Here is a 14,032-nt window from a genome sequence, read left to right on the forward strand (position 1 = left end):
CATTCTCATAAAGATGGCAAATTCCACAGACACTATTAGCCGTTCTTGGCTAATAACACAAGCGAAAAAGCATCAATCCAAGTTATTGTTTGCCAATGTAATTGCAATTGTAGCAACACTAATCAGTGTGCCAATTCCCCTACTTATGCCCCTGATGGTTGACGAAGTGTTACTTAATAAACCTTCAACAGGTATTGAGATGATGAATCGCGTGTTGCCAACATCATGGCACACTGCCACGGGTTATATTGTTCTCACATTAATCATGGTTGTTTTAATGCGCGCAGCGAGCCAGATGCTCAACATTCTGCAAAGCCGCCAGTTTACCCTTGTCTCTAAAACCATCACCTATCAGATGCGAAGCAAGATGATAGATAAATTGGGACAAATTAGCATAAAACAATACGAGACTCGGGGAAGTGGTGGAATTAACGCCCATTTAGTTACAGATATTGAAACAATAGACCAATTTATCGGCTCTACGCTAAGTAAATTTATCATCAGTTTACTTACCGTTTCTGGCACTGCCATCGTTTTATTATGGATTGAATGGCGTTTAGGTTTGTTTATTCTGCTTGTGAATCCCGTAGTTGTTTATTTCTCCCGCTTGCTCGGAAGCAAAGTTAAGCATCTTAAAAAACGGGAAAACCAAGCCTTTGAACGCTTTCAAAATCGTCTTGTAGAAACACTCGATGGCATCTACCAACTACGCGCAGCCAATAAAGAAAGAGAATTTCTCTCTGAACTGAAAACTCAAGCAGATGACGTACGTTTAAGCGCAGATAAGTATGCTTGGCAATCCGAAGCCGCTGGCAGGTTATCTTTCCTACTCTTCCTATTGGGATTTGAACTATTCCGAGCTGCCGCGATGCTGATGGTTGTCTTCAGTGACCTATCCATTGGACAGATGTTTGCTGTATTCGGTTACTTGTGGTTCATGCTCTCTCCTGTTCAGGAATTATTAAGCATTCAATTTTCTTGGTACAGTGCCAAGGCGGCTCTTGGACGTATTAACGCCTTGCTGGATCTAGAAGAAGAATACCGCCCTGTTAGTAAAGTTAATCCTTTCACTAATGACAAAGAAGTTGAAGTCACCGTTTCTAACGTCAATTTTTCTTATGATGGTGAAAACAACGTGCTGAATGATCTCTCGCTAGATATACCTGCAGGGAAAAAAGTAGCACTGGTCGGAGCAAGTGGTGGCGGAAAATCGACTCTAATACAGCTGCTAATTGGTGTCTATCGCGCAAACTCAGGGCAGATACGTTTCAATGGCGAGACGTGTGACGATATTAGCTTTGATGTAATCAGAGGAGAAATTGCCGTTGTTCTACAACAACCTATACTCTTTAATGACACTTTAAGGCACAATTTAACTCTAGGCGGCCAGCATGATGAAATGTCTTTATGGCGCGCCTTAGAAATCGCTCAAATGCAAGACGTCATCAATAAACTTGATCAAGGATTAAATTCACAAATCGGTCGTAATGGTATCCGACTGTCTGGTGGTCAACGCCAACGTCTAGCAATTGCACGCATGGTTTTAAGCAATCCCAAATTCGTTATTTTGGATGAAGCAACATCAGCGTTAGATACCGCTACAGAAAGCGCTTTACACAAGGCATTGAACGAATTTTTGAAAGGGCGGACTACCTTGATTGTCGCTCATAGACTCTCAGCGGTGAAACAAGCAGATTTAATTTATGTATTGGAAGATGGACGCGTTAGCCAAGCTGGCACACACAGAGAACTGGTTGAACAAGAAGGACTCTATCAAACCCTTTACGGTTCTGTGCAGTCTCACGCCAATTAGTGACAATGTCACATTTAATCTACGGTGTATTCTATGAAAGTGAGAGCGATAGAAAAACATCTCTCTACACCTTCTGGGATACGCCTCTGCCAAGGCTGTGAACTGCCCGTTGATATTATCAGTGTGGAAAAAGGTAAAAGCGCGTATTGTCCTCGATGCGGTACGCAACTTTACCGAGGTGGACAACCGTCTCTTTCCGGCAACCTTGCACTTGCTATTACTTGTCTACTGCTATTCATTCCTTCTCATTTTTTTGATTTTATTCGTATTCGCCTGATTGGTGTGATGATCCCTGCAACACTTCCTTCAGGCGTTGAGGCGCTCTACAACGAGGGCTATGCTGGTTTAGCACTGCTGGTCTTTTTTTGTGCATCCCTCGCGCCATTCATACTTTGTTGTTCAGTCATTGGTGCTCATGCTGCATTAAAACACAACAACTTCCCTTTGCTTCGTTACTCGCTACTTCTCGTTTCCAAACTCAAACCTTGGGTGATGATAGATGTTTTTCTGGTAAGTATTGCCGTGTCTTGTTTCAAGTTGATCGATATTTCGGATGTATTCTTTGGCCCGGGGCTCTACGGTTTAATCTTATTGCAGGTGTTTACCGTATTACTTATCAGTAGAATCAGTGTTCGGCGTTATTGGGAAGCATGGCGTCCAGAAACCGAATATCCGCTTGAGGTGAAACATGTGCATTGTCACAACTGTCACCTTTCTCAACCTGAAAACTCTCAGTGCATACGTTGCCATCAAAAGCTTTACCACCGTATTCCTAAATCAATTGAAAGAACTTGGGCGTATTTGTTGGCAGCAACGGTCTCTATCGTGCCGGCGAATTTTCTCCCTATTTCCATATTGCTTACCAATGGGCAGCGATTAGAAGACACCATCTTTTCTGGCGTTGCCTCGCTTATAAATAGCGGAATGGTTGGAATTGCGATCATTATATTTGTTGCAAGCATCGTTGTTCCTGTCGCGAAGATCCTTGGTTTAGGTTACCTGCTCCTAGCTATTAAATTTAAGAGAAATGTCTTTTTCCGCCAGAGAATGATCATATATTTTGTAATCAAATGGATAGGGAAATGGTCTGTAATGGATCTGTTCGTTATTTCTATCATGTTGGCGGTAGTTGATCGCGGTCAGCTACTTGATTTCACCCCCGGATATGGCGCGATAGCATTTGGTATGGTTGTCGTTCTTACGCTGTTAGCAGCGGAGAGCCTCGACCCAAGGCTTATTTGGGACAATTACCGCGACGATAACTATAAACAAGAGTCAGTTGATGAATAAAAATATTACTCAGCAAACCTCATACAAACCTGATGTAAAAAGAAACAAAGGTATATCTCCCCTATGGATTTTGCCTATGTTGACGGTTGTGTTAGCTGGTTGGCTCATTATGAAGTCCATCCATGATGCTGGTGAGCGTATACAGATCTATTTCTCAAATGCTCAAGGCTTAGTCGCGGGCAGAACTCCAGTTCGATACCAAGGTTTAGAAGTGGGCATGGTTCGAGACATCAAACTTTCACCGAACCTAGACAGTATCTACGTCGATACCGATATTTATCCAGAAGCGCGCATGTTGCTATCGGACAATACCCGTTTTTGGTTGGTAAAACCAACCGCCAGCCTTTCTGGAATTTCCGGTCTGGATGCATTGGTATCGGGGAACTATATTGCGATTCATCCCGGTGATGAGATTATCGAAGATAACGACCATGATGCTAATGATCATCCACAAAGCTACCGAGCACTCGATTCAGCACCTTCAGATTTACTCGCTAATCAAGGGCTTACCATCACGTTGAAAGCGCGTGATCTGGGAGGTATATCTGTTGGGTCGCAAATCGTCTATAAGAAGATCCCAATTGGTGAGGTTTATAACTATCAATTAGCCGATGATAATAAATCAGTAATTATTGACGCTTCTATTCAAGAGCAGTATCGCCACGTTATCACTACAGAAAGTCGTTTTTGGAACGTGAGCGGCATTGGTGCAAATTTAGGTCTAGGTGGTGTTGATATCCGTCTTGAAAGTGTTACTGCATTGCTCGGTGGCGCTATTGCTGTTGATTCACCAGACGAAGGTGAGCCAGCGGAACAAAATGCTCAATTTAGATTGTATCCCGATCTTCGAACAGCAGGACGCGGTGTCGCGATCAAAATTGTTTTGCCAGACGATAACAACATAAGTCTTTCCGGTGCACCTATCATGTATCGCGGCCTAGAAATAGGTCAAATCACTAACTTGCAGCTTGATGAAGAAAGAAAAGAAATTATTGCATCGGCGGCTATTCAACCTGCATTTAGCGATATGCTAAACAGCGGCAGCAATTTCATTCTCGAAGAAGCCAAAATTGCTCTTACAGGCGTCGAAAATTTAGGCAACCTATTTAAAGGCAATTACCTGACACTTATCCCCGGAGAAGGCGAACGTTCACGCCACTTTACGGCCGTGCGTAAGCAAGAATTTAACCGCACTCAAGCAAAATCTGTCTCTCTTAAATTGATTGCTGATAGTTCATTTGGCCTCAGCGCTGGCACGGAAATTTTGTATCGTGGTGTTGCTGTAGGCAGCGTAACAAAGGTTTCACTCAAGCCAGATAGTGTTGAATTCGATGCCTTAATCGATGAGGAATACGTTCCGTTCATCGGCTCCAACAGCCGATTTTATGTAACAGGTACTGCTACAGCAGAGCTTACTGAATCTGGTCTAAATGTCTCCATTCCGCCAGCTAAACAACTGCTCACCGGTTCAATCAGTTTTGTCAGTGAAGGCAGTAAGCAAATTCAGTCTCAATATCGTCTTTATCAGAGTCAATCGTTAGCGGAACTTGCTAAATACAATCAGTCAGGCACTCAAACCTTGACGCTAATGGCGGACGAGCTGCCGCCAGTTAATGCGGGCAGTCCACTACTCTATCGCAACCTCCGTGTGGGCAGTGTTTCGGGCTACACCCTAACGTCGAAAGGTGTAGAGATCAAAGTCAAAATAGAGAACCAATACAAGCATCTAATCACTGCTCAAACGGTGTTCTGGAACCGTTCAGGCGTTGAAATTGATGCTTCATTAGCTGGAATTAGCGTCAAAGCTGCGCCGCTGCAAACATTGATTCAAGGTGGTATCGCATTTGACAACATTACAGGTGTCGACAATAAAGTCGGAAACACTTGGGTACTCTATCCGAGCTATCAACAGGCACAAAAATACGGCAAAACAATTACCCTAACCGCTTCTGGTGATGTATCAGTACCGGTCGGAACAAGCATTAAGTATCAAGGTGTTTCTGTTGGTGAAGTCGTAAGCGTAACGCCTAGTTTCACTTCAAATAAAATTGCCATCGCAGCGCAAATCAAACCCGAATACAGCAAAAACATCGCGATCAAAGGCTCTGTATTCTGGATTGCCGAAGCGAAAGTGAGCTTAACTAATGGTGTTGAAAACTTAGAAAACTTATTGAGTAAGTCGATTGAGGTTAAACCTGGAGACGGTGAACCAACCTATTCATTCTCACTTTCAGAACTGCCATATAAGAAAACAAGTATTTCCTTTACGTTGCAAAGTGAAGATAAAGGCTCCGTTTCAGTCGGTACTCCGGTTCTGTTTAGAGGTATGGATGTCGGTCGTGTGACACGTGTTCAACTTGGCAACTTAGCTGACAGAGTGATTTCGACCATCGAGATTGAACCAGAGTACAGCTATCTCATTCGCCAAAACAGCGTCTTCTGGAATGTATCAGGTGTAGATGTTTCTATTGGTTTATCAGGCGCTGACATTAAGGCTGGTACATTTGACAGTATTGTGCGAGGGGGTATAACCTTCTCAACACCAGACCAAAAACAGCTAATGCCCGCAGCAAAAGCAGGTCAGTCTTTCTATTTGTACCCACGGGCACAAGAAGGCTGGAAACAATGGCGCACACCAATACCACAACCGAATTAATGATGGTCTACATCGACTAATTTCAATACGGATAAGCGTGGTAACACGCTTATTTCTTTTGTTTTCCCCAATACTTCCCTCAACGCAAAATCACCCGCGACTTCAAATAGAAACAGGTTATCGCTATAATCTGCCGCCTATTGTTATCAATTCCTCTTGCTAGCCGAGGTTACGCTTTGCACCCTAATATTTCCTTTCCTGAACTTTTCTTATCGTCAATGGCCGAGATTCTTCCTGCCGAATTAAACATGGAAGACTTCATTGCCGCTTGCCAAAGACCTCTTCGTAAAAGTGTTCGAGTCAATACATTGAAAATTTCAGTTGAGGAATTTGTCGAGCGAGCCAGAAAGAAAGGTTGGACATTAGAGCCTGTACCTTGGTGTAACACTGGTTTCTGGATTGAGGCTGATGAGAACGAAGTCCCTTTAGGCAATACCGCTGAGCATATGGCAGGACTGTTTTATATTCAGGAAGCCAGCTCAATGATGCCAGTATCAGCGTTGTTTACTGAAGATGATGCACCTTACCGTTCAGTACTTGATACCGCAGCGGCTCCCGGTTCAAAAACGACTCAGATTGCAGCCCTGATGCAAAATGATGGCATTCTGGTCGCGAACGAGTTTTCTGCAAGTCGAGTCAAAGTACTGCACGCCAATATTGAACGATGTGGTATTCGCAATACCGCCCTAACCAATTTTGATGGTCGTGTATTCGGTGGCTGGCTACCTGAGCAATTTGATGCAGTCCTTCTTGACGCTCCATGTTCAGGAGAAGGCACCATTCGCAAAGATCCAGATTCACTCAAGAACTGGAGCAAAGAATCCATTCAGAGTATTGCAGATACACAAAAAGAGTTGATTGAAAGCGCCTTTCAGGCACTAAAAGTTGGCGGAGTACTTGTCTATTCAACCTGTACCCTAAGTCGCGAAGAAAACCAAGATGTCTGCCGGCACCTTAAAAACACATTCGGCGATGCGGTCAGTTTCGAATCCTTAGCATCACTCTTTCCTGAAGCAAATAAAGCCTTAACAGAGGAAGGTTTCCTCCATATTTTCCCGCAAGTTTATGACTGCGAAGGCTTCTTTGTTGCTCGTATTCGTAAAAATGCCAGCGTTGACACTCCAGCGGTGAAAAAACGCTTGGGTAAATTCCCATTTGAAAAAGCAAACGCAAAAATCTTTAACGATGTTAATCAAGAGCTACAAAAATGCTTGGGTATTTCATTGCCAGAACACAGTTCAATTTGGTTGCGTGACAATGATGTTTGGTTGTTCCCAGATGCTTTAGAGCCAATGCTGGGTGAACTGCGATTCTCACGTATGGGGATTAAAATCGCTGAAACACATAAGAAAGGCTATCGCTGGCAGCACCAAGTAGCCACGACTCTAGCAACTGGCAATGAAGCCTGCTGTGTAGAACTGTCGATTGAAGATGCGAGAGAATGGTATATGGGACGTGATGTACGCCCAGAAGGTCAAAATGGCCAAGGCGAAGTGATCGTGCGTTATGGTAACGATGTGATTGGATTAGGAAAATGGGTTGGCAATAGAGTAAAAAATGGTCTGCCGAGAGAACTGGTTAGAGATAAAAACCTATTCTAAAAAGCAGACCCCTCTTTTGAAAAAGCAAACTATCGTATGAAATTCTAGTTCACACTCGCCAATTGAGGAGCCTGTACTACACTTAACGGTAAGTAGAGATTAGCGCAGGCTCTTCGGAGCCATTCCCCTAGGCCCAAAAATGCAAAGCGTTTCGGGCCTTTTTTTGATCTAGAGAAACGGTTGATATAAACAGCCAGAGAAGCCGCTTTAAGCTAATCGAATACCGTCTTTTTCGATTACAATCTTGCCTTGTTTGTACAAGGTACCGATGGACTTTTTGAACGTACCTTTACTGGTACGAAATGCAGCAAAAATCTCTTCTGGAGACGACTTATCACTTAACGGTAAAAAACCACCCTTTTTAGCCAAAGTCTCTAAAATCTTCTCGCTCAGATCATCCATTTTCTCTACACCAATTTTTTGTAAAGAAAGATCGATTTTGCCATCCGGACGAATGTTTTTAATAAAGCCTTTTAGTTTTTTACCAATGAAGAGTTTTCCAAATACATCAGATGGGAAAATCATACCCCAGTGTTGACCATTAACAATCGCTTTAAAGCCTAAATCAGAACGCTCAGCGATGATCAGATCAACTTGCTGGTTTTTGGTGTAATTGGCTGGTGTTTTATCTAGCCATTTATTGAATTTGGTTGTACCTACGATACGACCAGACGCTTTATCTGTATAGACATAAACCAGAACACTTTGACCAGGTTTAAAGCGTGTACGCTGCTCACTGAATGGCAGCAGTAGATCTTTATTCTTGATACCCCAACTTGCGAATGCACCAGTGCTGTTGACACTTTCAATCGTCATCACACCCCATTCGCCTACCTCTGCCACTGGTTTTTCAGTGGTAGCAGCGAGTTGGTTATCGGAATCGAAGTACAAAAATACGTCAACATAGTGGCCGAGTTCGACGCCTTCAGGTGCCATACGTTTAGGCAACATAGTAGTGCCATATTCACCTGCATCCAAAAACACGCCAAACTCTGCGATTTTTACCACTTCTAGACTGTTAATCTTGCCAACGTTAATCATTAATTACTGTCTCACCTCAAATTTGCAGAGATTATACGTTATCTCTGTTATGCTTTCGCCTGTTCATCAGAGAAAATTTCGTTATTTTTCGAAGATATTGTAGGAGTTATTGTTGATCACGGTAGACAAGCAAGACGCGGTTACACTCAAAATCACCACAGAGATGTCAGAGAGCAAAAAGCTAGACTTGGATTTGTATCTCTTTATTCCCGGAGAGCTCGGACTAACCTCTGATGTGATGACTGAGTCCGAATTTTTCTATAGCGCCATACATCAAAAGCGCGCTTACTACAGTGATAAAATACTTCTTCCTCTCGTCCACAGTCGACTCGCCCAGCGTGGCAGATTATCTGCAACTCAATACCGCGTAAGTTTAAGTTTGTTTGCTTATCAATATGTTATTGCTTTGGACAAAGCAGTAAACCAACTCAACCTATCTAGTGACACCGTCACTGAAGATGAGGTTGATACAGTTATAGAACTCTCTTTAGATATCTTAAAACGGCTACGCAGAACGATTCCCTACGAAGAAGGTTTGAAGCGTTATTACGCGAATATCGACAACTATCTTTCTTGGTATACCGAACAAAAATTCTTATCTATGGTTTCTAAACTCACTCGTGACAAAGAGTACAAAACCATAAAAGAGCGCTTGATAACCCTAGTTGAGCGAGAGCAAGCACACCGCGCCCTCAACAGTTATAACTCTGTCAAAGCAGACCAAGACATTACTCGTCTAAGCAATAAAATGCGATTGTTGCGTCGTTTGATTGAGCATCCAATTATTCTCACCGAGAAAGTCACTTCGCTTGGCAAAAACATGAGGCGTGCAGTAAAAGGCATGGCAACGGGTTTAGTGATGGTGTTTGTTACCATCACTGCTATTCTTGCGCGTGATTACTGGGGTGAAATCACCGCGTCATTTATTATCGCCATGTCTTTTGTCTACGCACTGCGCGAGATTTTTAAAGACGATTTAAAAGACATGATGTGGCGCTGGATTCGCAAAGGTAAACCCAAGTGGCGTCGACGCTATTTCGACCCTACAACAGGCAAACAAGTTGGGCAGAAAATAGAATGGCTGGACTATAAACCCCTGACTGCACTGGCAGATAGAATCCAAATGATACGAAAGAAGCGCGTAGTGCAACGAGAAGAGCAAATTCTCCATTACCGCTCAGAAACAGAAATGACAACGTCACGTTTCATGAGCGGCTATGAAGAGACTCGCGACGTAATGCTTATCGACCTTCGAGCCCTTACCCGCTTGATGGATAAAGGCTCAAACCGAATCTATCAACTGAATAATGGTCAGGTAAGTCGTGAATCTGTTGAGAAACGCCACTTAATCAACGTCATCATTAAAGAGGATGGACATCAACAAGCTCCACGTTACTACCGTTGGAAAGTGGTTCTCAACCGTAGCAGAATTGTTGATATAGAGAAGACTGAAATAGATGTCCCAAGCTCTAATTAACCAAGCTTCAAATAGTTAGCTGATTAAGTTCGTTTATCGATGCGCTTGAGGGAGAGTGTTAATAAAAACTCCGCCATCGGTTCATCACCATGCAAAGATGGGCATGTAGCAACAATTTTCACATCTTTGTTAATACGCTCTCCCGTTGCAATTGTTTCATCAAGCATTGCATCAATTAAATCACCATCATGGCAGTGAAAGTGTACATCTGCTTCTGGGCGTTTGAAAAAGTCCCCTTTTACTGCTTTAAACGCCAGCGAAACCTTTTCACCTCGCTTTCCAGCTTTATCCATTGCCATAAAACCACCCGCAACATCAGCACCAACAGCGAGCACACCGAAATACATACTGTTGAGATGATTCTTGTTGCGACGGTTTAAAGGAATACGTATTTCAATCGACTGATCATTAAGAGATAAGATTCGAGGACGACAAGCCCAAATCAATGGCACTTTGAAAAAACCAAATGACTTGAGATACCAATTTGCTTTAGTAAGTGTAGAGAGCATGATACTGACCTTTTAAGGTATGTTGTTTTATATTTATAGGGTCAGTTAAAGGGATGCTAAATTAAGTGTCAACATTTCGTTAACAAAATTAAGAGATCAACGACGAACTCGCTAATCTCTTAATTCTGGACTGAAGGTGACATTTGTAAAAGAACAGAAAACGCTATTTAAAAGTTAAATACAGCCTCTGGTTGGATGGTTTCCACTAAATGTTCCTTCAACTTTGGATAGCTTTCCAAGCCGTGAGTCACTACCACTACCGGCTTTTTAGCCAAATTTGCAGCGCTAACCGCAAGGTTTGCAAGTTGACTGACAGCTTCGCTTTCTGGATTGTATAAATAGCTGAGCGCTTCATTATACTTATCAACGCCCAATGTCATTTGAGTCAGTTCATCCCAATCGATCACTACACCATCAAAGTACTGAAGTAGCTTATCTGCAACCAAGGCTGCGGAAGGAACACTGCACACATACAGAACTTTCAGACCATTTAAACCACGAGGCAAACCTTGTTCAGCCAGTCTGTCGATAATGGTCGCGGCATCACTCAATGCTCTAACAAACGGAACAACAATTTCTACCTTGTGCCCTTTCTCTTTCAACGCTTTGATCACTTTACATTCTAAAGCAAAAGCGGGCGAATATTTGCTAGAAGCAAATCGTGATACACCACGAACACCCATCGCAGGGTTCACTTCTTGGTCTTCAATGCTGCCGCCGATCAATGCTTTAAAAGCATAGCTGTCTGACGAGCTCAAGCAGATACGAATAGAAGTGTGCTGTGCGCTAATCGCTTGCTCAATACGGTCCACAAGAACAGAGACAAAGTGTTGCTCGATGGATTGACCATTTAGTAGAGAATTCAACGAGTTTTGTTCTAACTCAGGAAGCAACTCTACTCCACCTGCACTTAACGCAGGATGATAAAAGACACTCTCCGCAATCAATTCAGACAGCGAGACAAATAAAGCATGACTGCTTTGTTGTGAGTCTGCGCTTGGCAGGGTATTTCCCAAAACCAACTCTGGTTGGATGATTCCTTGTTGTTCAAAACTCATTACTGCTCCAATTATCGTTTTGTTGTTTGCTCGAAAATACCGAGTCAACGAGAGAAAAACAAGCATATATTCAATAGTTATGATGAAAAAATGAATATATTTTCACTTTACACTTTTTATGAGCGTCAAACGCTCGCAACTGTTTATTCTGACAGCCAAATTCGCTATCTTTAGCGCTTCGCAATAAAAGGACAGGCTATTCTCCATGCCAACCAAAACAGATGAATTAAGAACCCAAGCGTTGGGACCAATGCCAACTCCGGCAGAACTTAGCCAAGCACATCCAATTACGGAAGAAGTTGCACAACGTATTGCCCACTCTCGCAGACAAATCGAACAGATTCTAACAGGTGAAGATGACCGCCTTTTGGTCATCGTTGGCCCTTGCTCTGTACACGATCCAGAAGCTGCTTTGGATTACGGTCAACGTCTAAGCGCAATTCAAGAACAATATAGCAACGAATTGTTCATTGTTATGCGAACTTACTTTGAAAAACCGCGCACAGTTATTGGTTGGAAAGGTTTAATTACTGATCCTAATCTTGATGGTTCATACGCATTGGAGACAGGTTTAAACAAAGCTCGTAAGCTTTTGTTGGACATTAATAAACTTGGACTTGCGACAGCGACTGAGTTCCTCGACATGATCACGGGTCAATATATCTCCGATTTGATTACTTGGGGTGCAATTGGCGCGCGTACAACAGAATCTCAGATTCACCGCGAGATGGCATCAGCACTGTCATGTCCTGTCGGATTTAAGAACGGCACAAACGGTAATGTAAAAATTGCTATTGATGCTATTCGCGCTTCTCACGCGTCACACTACTTCTACTCGCCAGATAAAAATGGACGTATGACGGTATACCGCACAGCAGGTAACCCGTTTGGCCATGTAATTCTACGTGGTGGCGAATCCGGTCCAAACTTTGATGCTGCGTCTATTGATGATGCATGTAAACAACTAGCACAGTTTAATTTGCCAGAACGTCTTGTGGTTGATTTTAGCCACGCGAACTGTGAAAAGCAGCATCGTAAACAATTAGACGTAGCTCAAAACATTTGTGAGCAAATTGAGTCTGGTAGTCATAAAATAGCGGGTATCATGGCTGAAAGTTTTATCGAGGAAGGAAACCAGTCTATGGTTGACCTTGATAATCTTACTTATGGCCAATCGATCACTGACCCTTGTTTAGGTTGGGAAGATACCAAGACGATGCTAGCGATGCTGGCTGAGTCAATAAAAGTACGCCGCTCTAAACAACAATAATCAACAACAAGGAAACTTAACATGCCTTCTTTTGATATCGTTTCTGAAGTCGATACTGTTGAAGTACGCAACTCTGTCGATAACTCTGTACGTGATCTAGCTACACGTTTTGACTTCCGTAACGTTGAAGCCAGTTTTGAACTAAAGAATGAAACCGTAAAACTTACTGCCCCTGACGATTTCCAAATCACTCAAATGATGGATATATTGCGTAACAACCTCGCTAAACGCGGTGTTGATCCTCGTTCTATGGAGTCAAAAAAATCGGTACCATCAGGTAAAACTTGGTCAAAAGAAGTGGTTTTCAGACAAGGTATTGAGACCGATTTAGCGAAAAAAGTCGTTAAGATGATCAAAGATGAGAAGCTAAAAGTTCAAGCTTCCATTCAAGGTGACAAAGTACGCGTAACAGGTAAAAAGCGTGATGATTTGCAAGCAGTGATCGCGTTCCTACGTGGTTCAGATTTGGAACAACCATTCCAATATAACAACTTCCGCGATTAATCCTCTGTTTATCGCTCAAGAAGATACAAAAAAACCAGTCATCTGACTGGTTTTTTTATAAGTTGGATAAGTGTAAATATTAAAGCCCAAGATCTTCAGATAATGCTTTGATTTGCTCCAAGTCCATTTGATGGATTCTCATCATCTGGTCTATTTGGCTAATACGCGAATTCGCTGCATCCTGTTTATCGCAAGAGTCTGAAGTAGCATCCCATGACTTGCCTTCGAGATAAACATCGCATTCTTTCTTCAACGTTTTCAGCTTGGGAACCAACTCATCACGTTCTTTTTGTAGAGTTTCAACTTCTTGCTTAATCTTCAGTTCTTGTTGGAATAACTCACGTGAACGTTCAAGCATGGTTGATTGCATATCTGACTGACGATTAAGCTTATCGTTTTGCTGACTCGCTTGCTCTAATTGAGCTTTTTGTTCAGCAACTTGAGCTTCTAACGACATGTTGACTTTTTCAAGTTCAGTTAGCTGTGATTCAATATCCGAAATCGCTTGTTTATGTTTCTGCTGCTGCTCTTCCAAAGCGGCTGCCAACTGTTTGTCGAACTCTTCTTTGGCGTTAGTTTTGTTCTGTTCAACCACCGCGGCTTGTTCGGTTTTAGCATCTTGACTCTTCAGAAACTGAGATTCTAAAACGTGATAAGTTTTTTCCCACTTCGAAGCCGTCAATGAAGAACCTATCAGCCCGCCTAGCGCTAAGCCCAAAATCGCAGCAACTGCGATATAAATAACACCGTTTTTATCACGCTGTTCGATGACAACAACATCATCATTATCATCTAAATCTGTTTGATTCATTC

The 14,032-nt window shown here is 42.6% G+C and carries 11 protein-coding genes; 7 read left to right on the plus strand and 4 right to left on the minus strand.

Annotated elements, in window-relative coordinates:
- The first annotated feature begins 13 nt into the window (after positions 1–13).
- The 4 genes from ACOSVQ_RS08990 to rsmF all read left to right on the plus strand — a co-directional run bounded on the left by ACOSVQ_RS08990 (position 14) and on the right by rsmF (position 7,360).
- Entirely contained in the window at positions 14–1,813 is a 1,800-nt protein-coding gene (locus ACOSVQ_RS08990; RefSeq protein WP_491982210.1) for an ABC transporter ATP-binding protein, read from the plus strand.
- Positions 1,814–1,846: 33 nt separating this feature from the next.
- Positions 1,847–3,103 (plus strand): PqiA/YebS family transporter subunit, encoded by a 1,257-nt coding sequence (locus ACOSVQ_RS08995; RefSeq protein ID WP_491982211.1) that lies wholly within the window; start codon positions 1,847–1,849, stop codon positions 3,101–3,103.
- Positions 3,096–5,759, plus strand: coding sequence for an MlaD family protein (locus tag ACOSVQ_RS09000; protein WP_491982213.1), 2,664 nt, complete (start codon positions 3,096–3,098; stop codon positions 5,757–5,759). Before ACOSVQ_RS08995 ends, ACOSVQ_RS09000 begins: the two co-directional genes overlap by 8 nt.
- 176 nt (positions 5,760–5,935) lie before the next feature.
- A complete protein-coding gene (rsmF, locus tag ACOSVQ_RS09005; RefSeq protein WP_491982216.1) occupies positions 5,936–7,360 on the plus strand; it encodes a 16S rRNA (cytosine(1407)-C(5))-methyltransferase RsmF in 1,425 nt (474 codons plus the stop codon).
- A 207-nt stretch (positions 7,361–7,567) separates the two neighbouring features.
- Here rsmF and ACOSVQ_RS09010 read toward each other — a convergent pair whose 3' ends face one another.
- Positions 7,568–8,401 (minus strand): CvfB family protein, encoded by an 834-nt coding sequence (locus ACOSVQ_RS09010; protein ID WP_491982218.1) that lies wholly within the window; start codon positions 8,399–8,401, stop codon positions 7,568–7,570.
- Between the two features lie 112 nt (positions 8,402–8,513).
- On the opposite strand from ACOSVQ_RS09010, the gene ACOSVQ_RS09015 reads away from it, so the two are divergent.
- Complete coding sequence (locus tag ACOSVQ_RS09015; protein WP_491982219.1) at positions 8,514–9,878, plus strand: hypothetical protein; 1,365 nt, start codon at positions 8,514–8,516, stop codon at positions 9,876–9,878.
- Positions 9,879–9,901: 23 nt separating this feature from the next.
- Here ACOSVQ_RS09015 and ACOSVQ_RS09020 read toward each other — a convergent pair whose 3' ends face one another.
- A complete protein-coding gene (locus tag ACOSVQ_RS09020) occupies positions 9,902–10,387 on the minus strand; it encodes a PaaI family thioesterase (RefSeq protein ID WP_491982220.1) in 486 nt (161 codons plus the stop codon).
- A 167-nt stretch (positions 10,388–10,554) separates the two neighbouring features.
- Positions 10,555–11,445, minus strand: a complete 891-nt coding sequence (locus ACOSVQ_RS09025; RefSeq protein ID WP_491982221.1) for a putative PEP-binding protein — start codon at positions 11,443–11,445, stop codon at positions 10,555–10,557.
- Positions 11,446–11,650: 205 nt separating this feature from the next.
- Here ACOSVQ_RS09025 and ACOSVQ_RS09030 point away from each other — a divergent pair, with 205 nt between their 5' ends.
- Positions 11,651–12,715, plus strand: a complete 1,065-nt coding sequence (locus tag ACOSVQ_RS09030; RefSeq protein WP_491982222.1) for a 3-deoxy-7-phosphoheptulonate synthase — start codon at positions 11,651–11,653, stop codon at positions 12,713–12,715.
- 21 nt (positions 12,716–12,736) lie between these two features.
- On the plus strand, positions 12,737–13,219 hold the full coding sequence (locus ACOSVQ_RS09035) for a YajQ family cyclic di-GMP-binding protein (protein ID WP_416923657.1): 483 nt from the start codon (positions 12,737–12,739) through the stop codon (positions 13,217–13,219).
- A gap of 79 nt (positions 13,220–13,298) precedes the next feature.
- Here ACOSVQ_RS09035 and ACOSVQ_RS09040 read toward each other — a convergent pair whose 3' ends face one another.
- Complete coding sequence (locus ACOSVQ_RS09040; RefSeq protein ID WP_491982224.1) at positions 13,299–14,030, minus strand: chromosome partitioning protein ParA; 732 nt, start codon at positions 14,028–14,030, stop codon at positions 13,299–13,301.
- Positions 14,031–14,032 lie beyond the last annotated feature (2 nt).

The organism is Vibrio sp. HM8-C (assembly GCF_058630515.1).